The sequence below is a fragment of the Oleiharenicola lentus genome (assembly GCF_051660365.1).
In the GTDB taxonomy this organism is placed as follows: domain Bacteria; phylum Verrucomicrobiota; class Verrucomicrobiia; order Opitutales; family Opitutaceae; genus Lacunisphaera; species Lacunisphaera lenta_A.
The window spans coordinates 1,025,652-1,044,941 of the sequence record NZ_JBOZXB010000001.1; the positions used below are offsets into that span (position 1 = coordinate 1,025,652).

Here is a 19,290-nt window from a genome sequence, read left to right on the forward strand (position 1 = left end):
GGTGATTCGTGAAATTCGTGTCGTCGCTTTGATCAGCCTTTTCCTGATTCCCTGATTTCCACCTAAAATAAAAATCTCCGCATGGGAGATTTTCCTAAAGTGAGGAGCCCAGATCGAAATTCTCTGGCTCAGCGTTGGAAGTGCGTTTGAGTGCCGAGCGGTTTTCAACCGCAACTTGTAATGCTCACCCACTCCTCCCTGCTCTACGCAGACGATTCCGAACTCGATATCGAACTCGTGCAGCGCGCTATCCGGCGCACGGCGGTGCATTGGCCGCTGGTTCGCGCCGCAAACGGCTGGGAAGCGATCGCCTATTTGAACGAGCAGCTCGTCGCCAACCCGCAGGCGTTGCCGGGACTGATCCTGCTCGACAAAAAAATGCCGCAAGCCGACGGCATCGACGTGCTCAAATGGGTGCGCGAACGCCCGGCGTTTGACGTGACGCCCGTCGTGATGTTCTCGACCTCCGACCTTCCGCAGGATGTCGACCTCGCGAAGCAACACGGCGCCGATGCCTACATGGTGAAAAATTCCAGCACCGCCGACCAAGTTAAACAGGTGCTCGATCTGCTCAACCTGATGAAAACCGGCCGGCAGGGAAAGTGGCTCGTGCTCCACGGCGGCGTGCCTTGAAAAATCGACCACTCTTAAAGAGCATCGATTCAGACAATTAATCTGGAACTCAGGAAATCAGGAAAAATTCCCCGAGAGTAGATCACAAAGCGCTTCTAGCCTTCCCCCTGGCTTGATCCAACTTCCTGATTTCCTGAGTTCCAGATTCATCAGGTTTATCCATCCGTGAAATTCGTGGTTAAAAAACCTGCCGAACGAGAAAGAGTAAGAGAAAGAGAACGATTTAGATCGCCACAGGTGGCGCGCTTACGGAATCAGTAGCACCTTTCCTGTGGTCTGGCGTCCTTCCAGCGCCCGATGAGCATCGGCGGCAGCCGCGAGCGAAAATTTCGCGCCGATGCGCACCGATAATTTTCCGGATTTCACCAAGCTGAAAAGATCATCCGCGCGCCTTTGGATTTCCTCCGGCGTTTGCGTGTAGGCATGCATCGTCGGTCGCGTGATAAACAACGAACCCTTGTCCGAAAGAATGCGCGGCGCAAACGGCGGCACCGGCCCGCTCGCATTGCCAAACGTCACCAGCATCCCGCGCGGGCGCAGGCTGTTTAGACTCCCCTCAAACGTCGACGCACCCACCGAATCGTAAACCACGTCGACACCCCGGCCGCCCGAGAATTTTTTCGCCGCTACCGCGAAATCTTCCGCTGCATAATTAACCACTTCATCGGCGCCTGCCCCGCGCGCGAGCGCGAGCTTTTCCGCGCTGCCCGCCGTCGCCAGCACGCGCGCGCCGCGCATCTTCGCAATCTGCACCAGCAACAACCCTACGCCGCCGGCCGCCGCGTGAATCAACGCCGTATCACCCGCCTTCAGCGGAAACGTGTCCACCGCGAGGTAGTGCGCCGTGAACCCTTGCAACAACAACGCTGCCGTGATTTCCGTCGACACGCCTTCCGGAATCCGCACGAGCTTACCCACCGGCGCGAGCGCTTCTTGGGCATATCCGCCGATCGCCGACGCCGTGCCCACCCGGTCGCCGATTTTAAACTCCGTGACGCCCTCGCCCACCGCCGTGATGTCGCCCGCGACTTCAAGCCCGGGCGTGAACGGCAGCGGCTGCGCGTAAAGCCCGGTGCGCTGATACACATCGATGTAATTGAGGCCCGCCGCTGCGACCTTGATGCGCACCTGCCCGGCTTTTGGCTCCGGCAACGCGACGTCTTCGAACTGCAATTTTTCGGCCCCACCAAATTCAGCAATGCGAATGGCTTTCATGTCTCCACAGCCTGCTCACCGGCGCGCGTTTATCAAACGCGTTCATCACCCGCGCGAGTCAGACTCAAGCAAGGCTTTGAGTTTCGCCAGGTCGGCGCGGACTTTGGCGGCATCGGCTTGGAAATCTTTTTCGGAAACCCCGGGCAACCGATACAGCGTAAAGATCACTTCAGCGCCATCGCCGTTTTTTTGCACGCGCAGCGGATTGTGCACCACCTGGCCGTTGGGCAGCGTCACATCGTGGTCGGCGATCCCGAAATCATTTTTCGGGGCGAATTTGATCTTCACTTTCCCCATCGGCGAATCCGCGAGCCACTGGTCGCCGTCGGGAGTGAGCGGGGAGCCGCTCAACCCAGCGGCCCATTCGGACATGTTTCGCGGGTTCGAGATGAAGTTATAGATTTCTTCGATGGGTTTCCGGATCGAGATATGAATCAAGCTGGTGGGATGAATCATGGGAGAAGGTTCCTGCGCAGCGCCGGCCAATCCAATCGCAATTCCAAACAAGCCAACAAGTGAACGGAGACGCCGCATCAGGCGTATGACTGCAAATCACCCGACTTGCTCCCTGATTTTGGAGAAGTGCGCGTCGTTTTCGGGTCAGTTGACTCCAAACCAGATCGCGCCGAACCACGTGCAACCAATCGCCTTCGACATGGTCGAAAAACCTGCCACGTTTTTCACCATGTCTTTTGGCCAACGCTGTTTCTCCGCCACGGAAGGACTCTTCGACCGCTTGCTGTGCGTCGCGGGCGCGGTGGCGTTTTCGCAGATCCCGACGTTCATGCAGCAATACCTGCAACGCCTCGGCGGCCACCTCGACGAAGCGCGCCGCCAGCTCGCCCAGTTTGAAAATGTCGCGAAACAATCCGGCCTCACGCTCGACCGCCTGATCGCGCAGACCAACGCCAACAGCGACGCGGCCGTCGCCAAACTAGGCGGCGTCATGAGTGAAAACGTCACGCGCGTCGCCGACTTGCAGCAAGCACACGATGCGCTGCTTAACGCCTCGATCCTGGAAAAACCGTGGGTCTTCATCCGCAACCTCGACTCCGAAATCGCGAGCGGCACGTGGCACGTCTTTCAGCCCGCCGTGCCGACGACACTTGAAGGCCTCATCTACGCGCTCCTCGGCATGCTCTTTTTTATCACGCTCTACCACGGCGGTGTAAAAACCGGCGGCCGCGCCCTCCAGCGCCGCTGGAAAAAACGCATAACGCTTCCCGATTCCGCTGCCACGCCCGTGCCGTAACTTGAACCGGGTAAATCTGTTTTTCCTGAGTTCCTGATTTCCAGATAAATCATTCAGGAAACCAAGCGTAGCGACAGAGATTCTTATCTGGAACTCAGAAAATCAGGAACGGAGCAGTCGCCTTCTGTTTTTTCCAGCCTTCCTGATTTCCACATTCCAAAACTTTCTCACTTCACCGACGGCTCCGGCGCGGGCGGGAACAGTTCGCTCCAGAGCGGGAAAATATAATCCGAGCCCATCGGCTGAAGATCCTGTTCGAGCCAGTTGAGTCGCTCGCGGCCTTGCGACCAGCCGCGGTAACCTTCTTTCGCTTTAAAAATTAAATCCGCCACGCCTACCGCCATGCGCCGCTCGATGTCGCGGCCCGCTGCATCGTCGCGCCACTCGCCGAGCACGCGCAGCGTCGCCGCCGTGCCGAGGTGCACCATCACGCCTTCGTAAGCGTAAGTCAGGCTCGTGCGCAGACCGTCCCAATCCGTCGTCTCGAATTCATAACACATGCCCATGCGCCCTTCCCACGGCGAGAGCACGGCTTTCGTTTGATGCTGCAAAAGGCGGGAACGATTTTCGCCGTTAATCGTGATCTGCGTGCGCACCGTTTTCGAAAACATCACGTTCGCTTGCAGCCGGTAAATTTCCCACGGCGCGCTCAACGGCCAGCCGCGATACGTGAACGGCCGGCGCACGCCCGCGCCGTAACCGATCGTGCCGCCGAATTTCAACGGCGGCGGCCCGCCCGGCGCGGTGAATTGTCCGCCCTTCATCAAGAGTTCGCGGATCGCCGGCGTGTGTGTCCACCCGCGCACGATGTTGAGAAAATTCGCGGCCTTCAATTCCCCGACAAATCGATCGAAATCGAACGTCGCAAAAAAGGCATTGAGTTCGTCCGCCCCAAAATAAAGCGACGCGGCAACCAGGATGTCCACGTAGCCTTCGGTGATATTCGGATTCCAGCTTTTGTAGCTAATCGAAACACCGTCGAGCAGCACCGGATAATCGTTTTCGTCGTCGAAACCAAAATGCCCCGCCACCGCGAGCGCGCGCATCACCAAATCCGCGCGATGCCGATCGTCGGCGGTGAATTTTCCCCAAATCGCCGGCGTGCGCTTCGCGAGCAACAGCGTTTGCGCCGCGGCATTATGCGACCAGCCACCGAGTCCGCCGTAAGCTTCCGGCTCGCGTGTAAAACCATCCGCATCGGGGCCGTTCGAACGCAGGAATGATAAAATCTTTTCTGCCGTGCTCGCGGCGAGCGTAGTGCCGGCAATTTTTCGATCAGGCTCCACGTGCGCGGCAAGCGCCGTGAGGTGCAGAGCGAACGTTTCCGGCATCTCGCGGTAACGCTGGCCGGGCGTGCCTTTCCAGCGCGGCGCTTTTTCCTGCACGGCCCGCGCGAGCAATTCGTCGGAAAATGGCTTTTTAGTTTCCGTCGCTGCCATCGCGAAACCCGCGCACAAAAATCCGACCAAAAAAAGTAAACTCCTCATCTCCCTACGAGAACGCCCTTGCGCGCCCGCGACGACTCGAAACTCAGTGAAATTTCAACCGGCCGGCCCCGCGCTATTCCGGCAACGGCCGGCCCTTCGTTTCCGGTGCGATCCAAATAACAATCAACCCGAGCGCATAGATCAGCGAAATCGCCGCGCCGGTCTTCGCGAAACTTCCCTCGAAGACTTGAATGAGTTGCCCTGCGTAAAGCGCACCTACGGCGGCGAGCAAACGTCCGGCGTTGTAAGCAAAGCCCTGCCCCGTGGCGCGGACGCGCGTGGGGAAAAGCTCTGGCAAATAAAGCGGCATCCAGCCGAAGAACGATGCCGTCAGTGCACCGACCAAAAACACGAGCATCAAGAATTGCGTGCCGTAAACATCGACGCCGCGAAATAACCACGCACAACTCAGCAGCGAACCGAGGCACAAAATAAAATACGCGGGCCGCCGTCCGACTTTCCCGCCGAGCCACGCGCCCGCGAGGCACCCGAAAATTGCGCCGATGGCCGAAGTCGCCTGCGTGTGCGCTTTCGCCATCGGGTTGCCGGGGCCGGCCATTTGATCCGCCCAGCTCGGCAGCCATTGCACGGAACCCCATGTGCCAATGAGCATGACGCCCGCGAGCAAAGCTCCGATGAGCGTGTATTTAAGCAGCGGCGGCGCGAAAATTTCCTTCACCGGTTTCCTTGTTGGGCTCGCCGCCGTGGCGTGTTTCCATTTCTCGGATTCCGGCACGAACAGCCTAATCACGAGCGTGAGCAACGCGGGCGTGAGGCCCACCAGCAGCACGTAGCGCCACGTGTCTTGCGTGACGGCAAACGACATGCCGACAAACGCGATGAGCGCGAACCCGAGATTGCCCGCGGCGCCAATCACGCCCGCGAGCATCGGCCGGTGTTTCTCCGGCCACACTTCCATCACGAGCGCCACGCCGAGCGACCATTCACCGCCCATGCCGAGCGCCGCGAGAAAACGCAAAATGCCGAGATGCATCGGTGTCTGCGCAAAATACCCGAGCGCCGAAAACACCGAGTAACACAGGATGCTCAAACTCAACGCTCGCACGCGACCCACCCGATCACCGAGCCAGCCAAACACGAGACCGCCCAGCGCCGCACCCACGAGGAAAAACGCGTTGATGTTACCGATCCAGTAACCGACATACCCCGCGTCGACGATGCCGGCTTGCGCCTGCATTTGCGAGAGCGCCGGGCGTGCGATAAGCGGGAAGATTCCCATTTCAAGTCCATCGAACATCCAGCCAAGGAAGGCGGCCAACAGCGCCAGATTGCGCGCGCGATTCGAAGACACTAAACCGGACGAAGCGGGTGGAGTCATGTGGGGTGTGCGCGCCATCTTCCCCAACCGCACATAGGCGTCAACTATCTGCCCGAGCAACCGGCTCTGATGTAGTTCGAGAGCTCTCCTCGCACGCTGGCTTAAAGCAAAATTTCGACGCTAACGAAAAACCTATCCGAGTCATCGGTTGTTCGTCACGCGGGCCCGTTGTTCGTCACACCACGCTCGTCGCCTGCGGGAGAAATCGCATCTGCCATTCGCTCGCGCACGCACCCGCGCGATTCGCCAACCGATCATTATGTCCTCACGTTTTTCTTTCCGCATTTTCGCCGTGTTGCTTTGCCTGGCAACGAACTCCGCGCTGTTCGCGCAGACGACCCTCTTTACCGCGACCAACGGCAGTTTCACCGATGCGGCGAACTGGTCTGCCGGCGTGCCCACCAATGACGACGAATCATCCGCGCGAATCGGCGGAGGCCGCACCGCGAATCTCTCATCCGCGACCACGATCAAACAATTTACCGTCGGCTTCTTCTCTACGGCCGGCACCGCCACCCTGAACATTAACTCGGGTGGCCAGCTCACCGTCACTGGCGATTCCGACCATGGATCATTCATCGGTTCCGAAGGAAGAGCCGGCTCTGTGAACGTCGCCGGCGGACAACTCAGCGCCGAACACCTGACGGTGGGCGGCGGTGGCACGGGCACATTGGCCCTTACCGGAGCCGCCCAACTCGAAGTGGATTCACTGACCGTGGGCCAAATCTCCAAGGGCACCTTCACACTCGGCGACACCAGTTCAGCCACTATTTATGATCTCAAATTGGGCACCAGCAGCAGCGGAAACAGCGTGACGCTTAGCGGTTCCGCGACGCTCACGACAACCTACACCTTGATCGGCTTTAACTACAATCCAAGCACCGCCACCATCACCGGCGGCACGTGGGATGCGGGTGACACGTTCGAGCTCCGCGCGGGTTCGCTCGCGATGTCTTCCGGTTCCTTGACCACACAAAACCTTACCCTCGGTGTCTTCGACTTCGGCAGCGCCGCGAACGCGTCAATCTCCGGAGGCACCGTCAATGTGAATACCCTCACGCTCGGTCAATTCGGTGCGCAGAGCACACTCACGCTCACCGGCGGCTCGCTCAACGTTACTGGTGCGGTCAACCTCTCGGACGATTCTGGTGGTTCGACCTCAGTCGTCGCCGTTTCCGGCGGCACCCTCACCGCCAACGGAAGTTTCTACCTTTCGAACGGCGGCGACGCGACTCTCACGATTTCCGGCAGCGGCATTGTCGAAGCCTCCAGCGGCATCATCGTCGGCAATAACAGCCAAGGCACCGGCACGCTCATCCTGAACACGGGCGGCACGCTCATCCTCGGCGACAGTATCACAGTTAACGAGGGCGCCACCGCGAATCTCAATCTGGCTGGCGGCACCCTACGCAACGCGGCCAACAGTATGACGATTACCGCGCCGCTGACGCTCGCGTCCGGAACCACTTCGACGTTCGAAAGCGACAGTTTGAACTCGCTCACACTTTCCGGAGATATTTCCGGCGCCGGCGGTTTCAACAAGACGGGAACCGGCACGCTCCTCATCAGCGGCCCGACCAGCTACACCGGCGCGACGACGATCTCCGCGGGACGATTCGCCTTAACCGGAACAGGAGCCATCGATCACAGCAGCGTGATCACCGTCGGCACGAGCCAAGGGTCCGGCGTGATCTTCAACACCCAGCCCCTCGCTTACGAGGGCCGGACGTTCACCGTCGGAGCAAGCCAGACGCTGCGCGGCCACGGCACTGTCCAGGGTAACACCATCATCAACGGCACGCTCTCACCCGGCACCGGAGCCGGCCCGGGCGTATTGACCTTTACCAATAACCTCACACTCGCGGGCACCACCACTCTCGCCATCAACGGCACGATGCGCGGCACCACATACGACGGAATCAATGCTGCGGCGTATGGCACCCTCACCTATGGCGGCGTGCTGACGCTCGATTTCGGCGCGCCCGCGATCGCCTCCGTTTACAATCTCTTCCAAGGGGCCGGCACTACCACCGGCAACTACAGCTCGATTTATTTGACGGGCCAATACAACACGAGCCTCGTCTATGGGAGCAGCGTGTGGTCAGGGACGACTGGCAGCCTCGACTTCACTTTCGCGCCCGGCACCGGAAACCTCACCATCAGCGCCGCGGCCTCGGCCATCCCTGAGCCCAGCACCTACGCCGCGGTGTTCGGTGGGCTCGCGCTTGGCTTCAGCATTTACCGCCGTCGTCGGCAGCGAATCTGCACCTGCGTTCGCTCAGCCCACTGAAGTCACTTCGTCGGGCAACCGGCTTTTCAATTCCGGCCAATAGTTGCGACCGACCGGCACGACTTCCGTGACGCCGTGTAACTCCAGGGCAATGGCACCCTGCGCATCGCGCCGATAACCTTTCAATTTGGCGAGGTTCACGATCGCCGCGCGATGCACGCGTTGAAACCCCGCCGCCGCCAACCGCTCTTCCCATGATTTCAAGGTGCGTCGCACCAAGACACTGGTGCCGTCCACCAGCCACACGCGTGAGTAATTTTCGTCTGACACGATAAACGCGACGTCCGCCACCGGCGCAAACCGCGCCACCGTGCCCGCATTGAGATGCAATAAATCTTCAGCGTTTAACGCCCGGTTTCCCGTTCCGCTTACCGGCGAATTCTCATTCATTTCCAGCGGCTGATTGACGCGCACCAGCGCCTCCGCCAGTCGCTCCGGTTTCACCGGCTTCACCAGATAATCGATCGCGTTCACCTCGAACGCACGCACCGCGTATTCGCTAAATCCCGTCACAAAAATAATGCGCGCTCCGGCTTTTACTGACGGCACGAGATCGAATCCACTTCCACCGATTAACTGCACATCGAGAAAAACCAAATCATAGCCGCCCGCTTCCAAAAGTGCCCGCGCGGCTTTAATCGTCATCGCTTCGCCTACCACGGTCAGGTGCGGATGCGCGGCCAAGCGTCCGTGCAAATCCTGCCGCGCAGGGGCTTCATCATCGATAATCAACGCACGTATCATAATAGGCGGAATGGAGTCCCCGGCGATAAAACGAACGCGCACCTAATCGTCCACCGCCAAGTGCGTGCACGCCTGCGAATCCGTGTCCTTCCTGGAGAATAACCACGCGCACGAATCAGGCTCGCGGTTGGGGCCTGGTTTAGTTTCGTGGGCAACGCACACGTGAAATTCCTCCGGATTTATCCCTTGGTTTTGTGGTTCGCTTTGGCCGCCAGTCTGGCGCGCGCTGAAGCGCCGGACACGCGCGAGCTAGGCCTGCCTTTTTTCGAAGTTTTCCGTCCGCGCGATTATCACGGCCACGGTCAAGTGTGGGCAGGCGGGCAGGATCGCGCGGGGCTGCTCTACTTCGGCAACTACGGCCGCGTGCTGGTTTACGATGGCGCACGCTGGACGCAACTGCCGGTGCCCGGTGCAACCTACGTCCGCGCCCTCGCCCTCGACGAAACCGATACGCTGTGGCTCGGCGCGGTCGACGAACTCGGCTACGCGAAAACCGATGCGACCGGACTGCGCACGTTTGTTTCGCTCAAGGAAAAACTGCCAGAAGCCGCGCGCGCCTGCGGTGAAATCTGGAAAGTATTCCTCACGCCGCACGGGCCGCTTTTCCAGACGAGCACGTGGCTCATGCGATGGGACGGCACGAAATTCGCCACGCTTAAACTGCCCGAGGCGAGTTCGTGGCAAATGATCCAAGTGCAGGACCGCGTGCTGCTCAATCAAGCGCAGCAAGGACTCTTTCTCTTTTCTGATGACGGCACGACGCTCGCCATTTCGCCGACTCACCAACCAGACGCCCTTAAAAAGCGCGGCCTCACTTTTTCGATCCACGGCCACGCGCCCGGCGAAACCCTCCTCGGCTCGGCGCGCACCGGAATCATTTCGTGGATCGGCGAAAACGCACAACTCTTCGTGCCCTCGCTCAGTGCGGAGCTGGCGAAACACCTTCTCTACGGTGGCGCGCGGCTCTCCGACGGGCGACTGATTCTGACGACGTTGCAAGATGGCGCTTACGTCTGTGACGCCCAAGGCCGGCTGCTCGCGCACCTGAATCAATCGAGCGGTCTGCCGAGCAACACCGTCATTAATGTATTCGTCGATCGCAGCGGCAGCGCGTGGCTGTGTCTCGATCAGGGCCTGGTGCGGATCGATGCGCGCCCATGGTTGACGTGGTTTTCCCCCGCCAACGGCGCGCCGCGGAGTTCGCTGAGCACGCCGGTGCGTTTTGAAAACCAACTCTACGTCGCAAGCGGCGCGGGTTTATTAAAACTGGCGCCCGCCGCCGGACTCAAACCGGCGCGCCTCGAAGCCGTGGAAGGGTTCACGGATTTTCTGAATCATCTCGTCGTCGCCGACGACAAACTCATCGCGTTCGGCGTGCAGGGCGTGTTCTCGTGGCGACCGGGCCAGCCCAGCGTCACCTTGCCGGGCAAATCGTTTAACGTGGATAACTTTGTCGCGTCACGCCGCCAGCCCGCTCGCTGGTTCGCCATCGCCGACGGCAACCTCTACACTTACCGGCGCGAAGGCGCGACGTGGATCGAGGAAGGCACCGTGCCCGGCCTGCACAACCTCGGCGGCTTGTTCGAGCAGGACGACGGCACGTGGTGGTTCGGCTCCGCGCAAGGCGGCGCGCTGCGCGTGAAGTTCCCGCACCCTTCCGCGACTTCGCCCGGCAAGCCCGTCATCGAGCGCTTCGCCGAAAACGCCGGCCTGCCCGCCGGCTTTGGCTGGGTGCGCGTCTCGCCAGTCGGCGACCGCGTGCTGTTTCAATGCGAGCTCGGACTCTTTCGCTTAAATCCCGCGACCGATCGCGTCGAACCCACGACGGAACTCGGCCCCCGATTCACCGAAGGCACCTGGACGCCGCGCTCGCTCACGCCCGATCCGCGAGGCGGCGCGTGGGTTGCCGCGAAGCGCGTGGGCGAAGCGGAAATCTCCAGCGCCACCGAAATCGGCTTGGCCGACGCTACGAGTTGGCACCCGTTGGTGCTTCCGCCCGTCGAACAACTCAATGACATCGACGGAATGAAACTTGAGCCCGGCGACGGCGCGACGCGCGAAGACCTGCTCTGGATCAGCGGCCACAGCGGGTTGATTCGCGTGGATCTGGGCGCGTGGCGACGAGCCGGCACCGCCTCGGCACCGGACGTGGTCATTCGCGAAATCACCACGAACGACGGCGCGCGGCTCGATCTCACCGGCGGTTGGGAGCTGCCTTTCGCGCAACGCACGCTGACTTTCACTTTCGCCGCGCCGGCGGGCGCGAACGTGATCTTCGAAACCATTTTGTCCGGTGCCGGCCAACCGCTCGTGCAAACCGCCGCGCTCGCGCAGCGCACGTTCACCGGACTCGGCGCGGGGGATTATCAACTCCAGTTCCGCGCGCGCACCGAAGGCGGGACGTGGTCGCCACCACTTGTCCTTCACTTCCACCTGCAACCGCCGTGGTGGTTCAGCCCGTGGGCGTGGACGATCTACGTCGTGATCGCCGCAGGACTAATGGTGGCGCTGGTGCGCTGGCGCACGCGCGCCCTGCGGCAACAAGCGGCCGCGCTGGAAGCAACCGTCGCTCATCGCACCGAGGAGTTGCGTCGCAGCAACGCGGAACTGACTCGCTTGAACCAACTCGAGCTCGATGAAAAAATCGCCGCGAAACTCGGCGAAGAAAAAGCGCGACTCGAAGTGCTGCGTTACCAACTCAACCCGCATTTTCTTTTCAACGCGCTCACCTCGGTCTGCTCGCACTTGCCGCCCGGACTCGCGAAGGCACGCGAGATCGTGGAGCAGCTTGTGGATTTTTGTCAGCTCACGCTTTTCCGTCCCGCCGGCGGCGACAATCCGACGGTGGCGCAGGAAATGAAAATGCTGAAAGCTTACCTCGACATCGAACAGACGCGTTGGGGCGAATTGCTCAGCGTGGAACTCACCGTCGCCCCGGATGCAGCCGGCGAAAAAATCCCACCGTTACTACTACTGCCGCTCGTGGAAAATGCGTTGAAATACGGCCGCCTCACTTCGCAAGGGCCGCTGCAAATCCAGTTGCACGCGCGTCGCGATCCTCAAGGCGCGCTGGAAATCGTCATCGCCAACACTGGCGACTGGGTCGAGCCCGGCCGTCGCGGCATCGTTCCCTCGCTCGGCATCGGTTTGGAGAATCTGCGCGAACGGTTGCAGCGTTACTATCCGCACGCGCATGAATTCCATGCTTTGCCGCGTGACGGCTGGGTGACGTTTACGTTGCGACTGAATCGGGCGGCGCGGGAAATTTAACCACTGGTTGAATTTTAGAGGGCCGCATCACCAGTCGCCCACCATTTCGCGCGGGCGCGTTTACGTTGTGACAGGCTTTGCGCTGGCAGATATGGCCAGATTTTTGCTAACCTTCGTGCGATGCCACGGGCCCTGATCATCGACGACGAAGCCAACGCGCGACGCGACTTGCGCGCAGTGCTGGCCGCGCACCCCGATGTCATCATCGCGGGCGAAGCCGCGACCGTGGAGGAAGGCCGCGCGCTGTTGCGCAGTGCGAATTACGATCTCGTGTTTCTCGACGTGCAATTATTCGGCGGCACCGGATTCGATTTGATGCCGGATGTCGCTCCGGGCGCGCGCACGATTTTTGTCAGCGCTTATGATCACTTCGCGCTGCGCGCGTTCGAGGTGAACGCACTCGATTACCTGCAGAAGCCGGTGCGTGTCGCACGTCTTGCCGAAACGTTGCGCCGCGCCAGTGCGAGCAATCCGCCGTTCGAAAAGACGACGATGCCGGCGCTGCGTCCGGATGATATCGTGCAGGTAAAGACCGGCCCGGGGATCGCGCGTTTCGTGCGCACGGCCGACATCGTGGCGCTGCAATCGCAGGATAATTATTCCGAAGTAAACCTCGTGAGCGGCGAACGCTTGCTCGTGCGGCAGACGCTGAGTTCGTGGGAGGATCGTTTGCCCACGTCGCACTTCCTGCGCGTCCACCGCACTGCGATTATCAACGTGAGCTTCGTGCAAGGTTATCACCACGAAGACTCGGAGCTGTCGTTGATCCGGCTCGAACACTTGCAGGAGCCGGTGCGCGCGCGCCGGCACTACTGGCCGGAATTCACGGCCAAGCTCACTGCGCTCGGGCGAAAACTCGAGGGGTAAACACCCCAGGCGAACCGGACTCGCCACAATTTTTTCGGCGTTCACCACAGGGCGATAGGCACGAGGCCAAACCTTTGCAATGCACAGCCTGCGCGATGTCCGCCAACCAGCGTCGCGCGCCTTATGCACGCACCACATCCCGTCCGCGCCCGCTTGGGAAAGCCGCGCCCGCTTCGCGCTATCGCGATTTTTTTCGCGTTGTCGTTTGTCACTCAACTGCCGCTCGCCGCGCAATTCACCGGCGCGTTCGCCTTTAGCAACTGGACGTTTGAAAATGGCGCCACCTATGCCCCGGGCACCACGCCCGGCAGCATCACCTTCGACGGCAACTCGTCGTTCACCCTCGTCGGTTCGCTGAACTACGACGACCTCCGCACCTTCGCACGATTCAGCCTCGGCGGGCTTACGGAAAGTTACCGCGTCAGCTTCAAATGGGAATACGAGACATTTGACGCCTACGGTCCTCAATATGACCCCGTCGGCTTTCAAGGCGCCGCGGGAGTGGATTTCCAGCTTTCCGACAACTCGGGATCAAATACTCAAAGCGGAACTCGCTCTGACGTTTACGTCGAAAGCCTGCTGAGCTTCTTTGTCGACGCTGAAAACTGGAGCGATCCGCAAGAAGGCACCGGTTCGTTGCGCATCTATGACTTTTCTTACACCCTCGCTGCGGTCAGCGACACGGGCGATGAGCCCAATGGTAACGATGATGGCGGCGGCGGCCCGCCTGATCCGGATCCAGTTGGCCCGGCCGAAGGCATGCTTCTCTGGAACGGCAGCGCCAGTGCCAGCTTCGCGACTGCGAGCAACTGGACCGACCTGGCAACCTCCGATCCCGCTGCATCCGGCCCGACCTCGGTGCTCGCCGCCGTCATCGTCGACAGTGGCGCACCTGTCACGATTTCCAACGAGACCGCCACCGCCTATTCGCTCACCCTGGACAACAGCGCCCTCACCGTCAGCGACAGCACACTCACCATCGGCGGAAATTTCATGATCAATAACTCCGCGGTCACGGTGACCAACTCCGTGCTCACGACCGCGACGCATCCCCCGGGCTTCGGCGGCCCGGCGACCGTAATCGACAACGGCGGCAGTCTCACGCTCAACAACTCCACGTGGACCAACGGCAGCCACCTCGCGATCGGCAACACTGGCGCCGGCTCGCTTGAACTGAACAACGGCACCACCGCCACCGTCGCGAGCCTGACGACTGCCCTCGATGCCGACAGCAGCGCCACGATGACGATTACCGGCGCCGGCACCACGCTCACCACGCTGGGCGGAGAAAACAACGAGGACATCCTCGGCTACTACGGCGCGAGCAGCGTCACCGTCAGCGCCGGCGCACACTATAACTCCGATGCGATTATCCTCGGCTACCAAACGCGTGAAACCGCTTCGTTGCTCACCGTCACCGGCACCGGCTCTGAACTCAATGTGACCAATCAACTCAGCGTGGGAAATTTCGGCAGCGGCACCTTGCTCGTCGAAAACGGCGGCGTGGTGAACACCGGCAACGCCGCGATCGTGTTCGGCGCCCTAGGCGACGCCGACGATCCGATACCCGTCGGCATCGCGACCGTCACGGGCGCTGGCTCACGTTGGAATATCGTCGGTGAGTCCACGCCGTTCCCCGCACTCGGCATCGGCGCGATCATCAACGAAGACCGCTATACCCAAGGAACACTGAATATCACCGATGGCGGCCTGGTCAGCGTGCAGCGTGAAAGTTCCAGCGGCCTTGTCGCGGGCAACGTGGAAATCGATCCCACCGGCACGCTCAACATCGGCACCGGCGGCCTCGCCGGCACCCTCGAAGCGAGTCGCGTGAGAAATGCCGGCGCGATTGTTTTCAATCACACGGACGACGTCACCTTCGATGTCCGCATCGACAACAACAATTATTATCCCGGCGCCGGCACCCTCACGAAATCCGGCAGCGGCACGCTGACGCTGAATCGCACCGGCAACTTCGCCGGTGAAACCGTGATTACCGGCGGCAAGATTGTGCTCGGTCATGAGGACGCACTTTCCCGCTCCACGCTCAACTACGACCAGCAAGGCGGCACGCTTTCCTTCGGCACGCAGACTTACGTTAATCTCGGCGGTCTCGCAGGCTCGCAAAACCTCGCGCTCACCAACGAAAACACCGACAGCGTCACGCTCGCCGTCGGCCACAACAACGCCAGCACCACTTACAGCGGCGCGCTGAGCGGTGACGGCCAGCTCGAAAAATACGGCACCGGCACGCTGACTCTCACCGGCATCAACACGCACACCGGCCTGCTCTACATCGATCAAGGCACCGTGGCGCTCTCCGGCGCCGGCACGATCGGTGGTAGCAGCACAGCGGCTCAGCTCATGCCCGACGGCATCCTCGATCTCGGCGGAAAATCCGTGGCCATTAACACGGTGTATCTCTTCGGCGGCACGATCCAGAACGGCACATTTTCCACCACAGGGTTTTCGCCCAACGCCGGCACGATTAACGCCGTGATCGCAGGCACCGGCGGCCTTGATAAATACACCACCGGCACCGTCACCCTCACCGCTGCGAATACCTACACGGGCACAACCAACGTCGAAAATGGCACGCTGGTCGTGAACGGTTCGCTGGCCGCCAACGGCATCACGACCGTGAACACTAGCGGACGCCTCAGCGGCTCCGGCAGTGTGGGCACACTCTTTGTCGTCGACGGCGGCACGCTCGCGCCCGGCAATTCCCCTGGCACGCTCTCTGCCGCAAGCACCACGTGGGAGGCGGGCGGCAGTTACCAATGGGAAATCGCCAACGCCACCGGCGCACGCGGCACTCACTACGACCTGCTCAGCATCACCGGCACACTCAACCTCAACGCGCTCACCGCAGAATCGTTTGAGCTCTCCCTGATCTCCCTCGTTCAAACCGCTGGCGTGTATTCGCCCGGCAATGTCATCAATTTCAACGCCGCGCTCAATTACAGCTACACCATCGCGACGACCACGGGCGGCATCTTCGGTTTCGACGCCGCTGATTTCAGAATTAACACCTCAGGTTTTTCCAACCACACCCTCGGTGGCACGTGGAATCTCGCCCTCGGCAACAGCAACAAAGACCTCACGCTCAACTTCACCGCATCCGCGATCCCCGAACCCTCCACCTACGCCGCCCTCTTCGGCGCACTGGTTCTCGGCCTTGCACTCTACCGGAAGCGCCGAGCCACTTGACACCTATTAAGTGTCAAGTGCCACGTGGGGCTCATGCCAACCTGCAGTTTTATCTGGAGCTCAGGAAACCAGACATCGATCCGCCCTTGCCGTCTTTTTCCTGCGTTCCTGATTTCCACATTCAAAATCAGCCTGCTTGCGCTCGCGGCGTTCCGCCTCAGTGCCAGCCACGCAGCTGGGCTTTCACGGTGAGTTCGTCGAGGTTCGTCGCGTCGAGTTTCGACATTAAGTTGGCGCGGTGAAATTCCACCGTGCGCAGGCTCAGTTCCAGCAACTCTGCGATGTCGCGATTACTTTTGTTCGCGAGCACATGCGCCAGCACTTGTTGTTCACGACGCGATAAAATCTTCCCGACCCCTTCGCGTTGCGCGTCTTCATGCGCCAGCGTCGCGCGAAATCTTTCCGAGAAAGACTGCTGTCCGCTTGCGACCGCTTCGAGCGCAGCGACCAGCGCTTCGGGCGAAGCATCTTTTTCCAGGTAACCTTCCACCCCGGATTCACGGATGCGCGTGAGCGCGAGCGGATCGACGAGCGACGTCACCATCAACGTGCGTAATTGCGGGCGCAGTTGCCGCGCCGCGCTCACAAATTCGAGACCGTCCATGCCCGGCAGTTGAAAATCCACGAGCGCCACATCGGGCTTTGCCGCCTCAACTTGCAGCAGCGCCTCTTCGCCGGTGCGCGCAGAGCCGGCGAGCACGAATTGTGGATAGCGCGCCAGCCAGCGTTCGAAAAATGCGCGCACCATGCCCTGGTCTTCCACCACAAATACGCGCACGCGGCGCACCGCTTCGCTTTTCGCACTCATGCCGTTCGCACTCCCGTCGGGGTTGAAGTTTTTAACGTGAAACTAAATTCTGTGCCCGACTCCTCACGACTGCCCGCCTCGAGCTGGGTGCCAAGCGCGCGACAAATTTCGCGGCACAACCGCAGACCCAATCCGCCGGTCGCAGTCATCGGTTCGTTTTCCCCCGCGGCGAAACGCGCGGCCACTTCCGGCGGCAACGGCGGGCCATCGTTGCCCACCGAGAAACGCACGTCGCCATTCGCGGCGCTGGTCGCGCGCAACACCACGCGGGTGCGCGCAAACTTCAACGCATTCGCGAGCAGGTTGCGCACGAGCGTCTGCGCGAGCACGAGATCGGTTTCCACGCGCAACACTTCCGACACGTCGACTTCGAGCGCCACGCCGCCCTGCTCCGCGAGCGCGTGATGCAGCGACACCGCCGGCGCAACCAACGTCCGCGCGGGATGCACCGCGACCACGCGCGTGCCCGCCCGCAACCGCGCCCACAACACGACGTCCTCGATGAGCAACAGCAACTCGCGTCCCGTGCGCGCGGTCTCGCGCGCGAATTCACTCTCTGTGTCATCCGCCGAGCGCATCAATCCCGTGAGCGGCGCGCGCAGATCGTGGCCGATGATCGCGAGCATGCGGTCTTTGTCGGCGTTGGCTTGCACGAGTTCGCGCGTGCGCTCGTGCACCTCAATTTTTAGTTCGTCCGCGTAAGCTTCCTGGATCACGCGGCGCTGCTCGGTTTCCTCGACGAGCTTGCGTTGAGTCTGTGCAAATCGATCCGCGACGGCAAACGACAGGAGCAGCATTTCCAAAGTCGAAACCGCGAGCAGCCACAGCGCCGGACCCGCGCTCGAAATCCCGCTCAGCCACACCGTCATCGCCGACGTCCCGCCCACGAACAACACGCCGAATGCCGCCACGAAAAACCGCGCCGGGCGCACGCCGCGCCGCCACGACGCCACGGCCACGCTCAACAAAACCGCATGCGTCACCACCGTGCCAAACACCGCCGCCAGCAGGTAAAATTCAAACCGCAGCCACGGCATTGCCGGGGTCAACCCGAGCAATCCGGCCCACGCAAAAATCATCCGGCGCAACCAGCGATCCGTGCGCGGCCTCGCACTCGCCGTGGCTAAAAACAGCCGCGCGAATTGAATGACAAACATTCCGCTGACCGAAAGCGAGACGACCTCGATCACGATTTTCCACGGCGGCGCGATGAGTCCGCCGACCAGCGCGAGCCCGCCATTCTCGGCGAAGTTAAAAATCGTCGTGGCCGCCGCGTAGCCCACATAGCAACCCATGTCGGGAAACCGCAGCCGCATCCACAGCACCACATTGTAGAGCAACAACGCCGCCAGTGCGCCGAGGAACACGCTTTTCGCGAGCACCTCGCGCCATTGCGCGGAGAAATAATCCTCCTGCTGCGGCCACCACTGCCACGACGATTCCGGATAATAATGATCCTGTTCGCGCAGGTAGATCACCCGCGCGCTGTTCGCCGGCACCTCGACCGCAAACGCCGGCGTCACCGCCCACCACGGACGCGCGCTCGCCCACAAGTTTTCACCCATCACTACGCGCGACCATTCCGCCGCGGAAGCATCCAGACGCTGCACCCACACCTCCACGCGATCCGTGTAATATTCCCGATCCTGCAACACCCCGCGCAACGCATGCGGCCCGCGATTGCGCAAGGTCACGCGCACCCACAACGCTTCGCCATAGTTCGCCCGCAATGCGGCGCTGCCATCGGACGTTTGCCACGCATCAGCCGGTTTCGCGGCGACTTCTTGCAGGGTGAACTGCTGCGTCGGGTCGACCAGCCAGGCAATCGTCGAACCTGCGGCGTCGGGCAGCGGTTGCCGCCCGTGATGATTTCCCGCCACGCGAAACACCAACGCCCCCACTGCGGCCATCGCCAACAGGAGCACGCCGAGAAATAAAACGAGAGAAGGACGCCGTGACGCGATCAAGCGCCGCCATCCAGCCGCGCCCCCCGTTTTTCGGCAAGCCCGCGCTTTTACCAAAACCCAGTAGCACTACTGGGTTTGCAGTTTTGCCGCCGGGTGAATTTCCGGTGATGCATAGGACTGACTTTGCTTCCGCGATGAATTTTCACTCTCAAAATGTCTCTTCGAAGATCCGGTTGCGCCTGGATTTTTGCGTGAGCTCGCCGCGCTT

The 19,290-nt window shown here is 61.0% G+C and carries 13 protein-coding genes; 6 read left to right on the forward strand and 7 right to left on the reverse strand.

What is annotated here, in order from left to right; all coding sequences use genetic code 11:
- Positions 1–180 precede the first annotated feature (180 nt).
- Positions 181–633, forward strand: a complete 453-nt coding sequence (locus ACRRQW_RS03845; RefSeq protein ID WP_438479936.1) for a response regulator — start codon at positions 181–183, stop codon at positions 631–633.
- A 246-nt stretch (positions 634–879) separates the two neighbouring features.
- Here the strand turns inward: ACRRQW_RS03845 and ACRRQW_RS03850 are convergent, their stop codons facing one another.
- Together ACRRQW_RS03850 and ACRRQW_RS03855 are read right to left on the reverse strand one after the other, a co-directional pair.
- On the reverse strand, positions 880–1,848 hold the full coding sequence (locus ACRRQW_RS03850) for a quinone oxidoreductase family protein (protein ID WP_438479937.1): 969 nt from the start codon (positions 1,846–1,848) through the stop codon (positions 880–882).
- A 45-nt stretch (positions 1,849–1,893) separates the two neighbouring features.
- Positions 1,894–2,304 (reverse strand): SRPBCC family protein, encoded by a 411-nt coding sequence (locus tag ACRRQW_RS03855; RefSeq protein WP_438479938.1) that lies wholly within the window; start codon positions 2,302–2,304, stop codon positions 1,894–1,896.
- A gap of 229 nt (positions 2,305–2,533) precedes the next feature.
- Between ACRRQW_RS03855 and ACRRQW_RS03860 the strand changes: the two genes are divergently transcribed.
- Positions 2,534–3,100: a DUF2937 family protein gene (locus tag ACRRQW_RS03860; protein ID WP_438479939.1), complete on the forward strand. Its 567-nt coding sequence runs from the start codon at positions 2,534–2,536 to the stop codon at positions 3,098–3,100.
- Positions 3,101–3,267: 167 nt separating this feature from the next.
- Here ACRRQW_RS03860 and ACRRQW_RS03865 read toward each other — a convergent pair whose 3' ends face one another.
- Positions 3,268–4,539: a hypothetical protein gene (locus tag ACRRQW_RS03865; protein ID WP_438479940.1), complete on the reverse strand. Its 1,272-nt coding sequence runs from the start codon at positions 4,537–4,539 to the stop codon at positions 3,268–3,270.
- Between the two features lie 121 nt (positions 4,540–4,660).
- On the reverse strand, positions 4,661–5,926 hold the full coding sequence (locus tag ACRRQW_RS03870) for an MFS transporter (protein WP_438479941.1): 1,266 nt from the start codon (positions 5,924–5,926) through the stop codon (positions 4,661–4,663).
- Between the two features lie 259 nt (positions 5,927–6,185).
- On the opposite strand from ACRRQW_RS03870, the gene ACRRQW_RS03875 reads away from it, so the two are divergent.
- Positions 6,186–8,216, forward strand: a complete 2,031-nt coding sequence (locus ACRRQW_RS03875) for a beta strand repeat-containing protein (RefSeq protein WP_438479942.1) — start codon at positions 6,186–6,188, stop codon at positions 8,214–8,216.
- Here the strand turns inward: ACRRQW_RS03875 and ACRRQW_RS03880 are convergent.
- A complete protein-coding gene (locus ACRRQW_RS03880; protein ID WP_438479943.1) occupies positions 8,205–8,960 on the reverse strand; it encodes a LytR/AlgR family response regulator transcription factor in 756 nt (251 codons plus the stop codon). The genes ACRRQW_RS03875 and ACRRQW_RS03880 overlap by 12 nt on opposite strands.
- 162 nt (positions 8,961–9,122) lie before the next feature.
- On the opposite strand from ACRRQW_RS03880, the gene ACRRQW_RS03885 reads away from it, so the two are divergent.
- The 3 genes from ACRRQW_RS03885 to ACRRQW_RS03895 all read left to right on the forward strand — a co-directional run bounded on the left by ACRRQW_RS03885 (position 9,123) and on the right by ACRRQW_RS03895 (position 16,307).
- Entirely contained in the window at positions 9,123–12,230 is a 3,108-nt protein-coding gene (locus ACRRQW_RS03885) for a histidine kinase (RefSeq protein ID WP_438479944.1), read from the forward strand.
- Between the two features lie 120 nt (positions 12,231–12,350).
- Complete coding sequence (locus ACRRQW_RS03890; RefSeq protein ID WP_438479945.1) at positions 12,351–13,097, forward strand: LytR/AlgR family response regulator transcription factor; 747 nt, start codon at positions 12,351–12,353, stop codon at positions 13,095–13,097.
- Between the two features lie 123 nt (positions 13,098–13,220).
- A complete protein-coding gene (locus ACRRQW_RS03895; protein ID WP_438479946.1) occupies positions 13,221–16,307 on the forward strand; it encodes a beta strand repeat-containing protein in 3,087 nt (1,028 codons plus the stop codon).
- Positions 16,308–16,464: 157 nt separating this feature from the next.
- Here the strand turns inward: ACRRQW_RS03895 and ACRRQW_RS03900 are convergent, their stop codons facing one another.
- The gene (locus ACRRQW_RS03900; RefSeq protein WP_438479947.1) at positions 16,465–17,115 is read right to left on the reverse strand and encodes a response regulator; all 651 of its coding nucleotides are present in this window, start codon (positions 17,113–17,115) and stop codon (positions 16,465–16,467) included.
- Complete coding sequence (locus tag ACRRQW_RS03905; RefSeq protein ID WP_438479948.1) at positions 17,112–19,082, reverse strand: sensor histidine kinase; 1,971 nt, start codon at positions 19,080–19,082, stop codon at positions 17,112–17,114. Before ACRRQW_RS03905 ends, ACRRQW_RS03900 begins: the two co-directional genes overlap by 4 nt.
- Positions 19,083–19,290 lie beyond the last annotated feature (208 nt).

Bases quoted from the DNA above. Each gene is read 5' to 3' on its own strand.
- ACRRQW_RS03845 (WP_438479936.1), top strand. From the start codon at position 181: ATGCTCACCCACTCCTCCCTGCTCTACGCAGACGATTCCGAACTCGAT.
- ACRRQW_RS03850 (WP_438479937.1), bottom strand. From the start codon at position 1,848: ATGAAAGCCATTCGCATTGCTGAATTTGGTGGGGCCGAAAAATTGCAG.
- ACRRQW_RS03855 (WP_438479938.1), bottom strand. From the start codon at position 2,304: ATGATTCATCCCACCAGCTTGATTCATATCTCGATCCGGAAACCCATC.
- ACRRQW_RS03860 (WP_438479939.1), top strand. From the start codon at position 2,534: ATGTCTTTTGGCCAACGCTGTTTCTCCGCCACGGAAGGACTCTTCGAC.
- ACRRQW_RS03865 (WP_438479940.1), bottom strand. From the start codon at position 4,539: ATGGCAGCGACGGAAACTAAAAAGCCATTTTCCGACGAATTGCTCGCG.
- ACRRQW_RS03870 (WP_438479941.1), bottom strand. From the start codon at position 5,926: ATGACTCCACCCGCTTCGTCCGGTTTAGTGTCTTCGAATCGCGCGCGC.
- ACRRQW_RS03875 (WP_438479942.1), top strand. From the start codon at position 6,186: ATGTCCTCACGTTTTTCTTTCCGCATTTTCGCCGTGTTGCTTTGCCTG.
- ACRRQW_RS03880 (WP_438479943.1), bottom strand. From the start codon at position 8,960: ATGATACGTGCGTTGATTATCGATGATGAAGCCCCTGCGCGGCAGGAT.
- ACRRQW_RS03890 (WP_438479945.1), top strand. From the start codon at position 12,351: ATGCCACGGGCCCTGATCATCGACGACGAAGCCAACGCGCGACGCGAC.
- ACRRQW_RS03895 (WP_438479946.1), top strand. From the start codon at position 13,221: ATGCACGCACCACATCCCGTCCGCGCCCGCTTGGGAAAGCCGCGCCCG.
- ACRRQW_RS03900 (WP_438479947.1), bottom strand. From the start codon at position 17,115: ATGAGTGCGAAAAGCGAAGCGGTGCGCCGCGTGCGCGTATTTGTGGTG.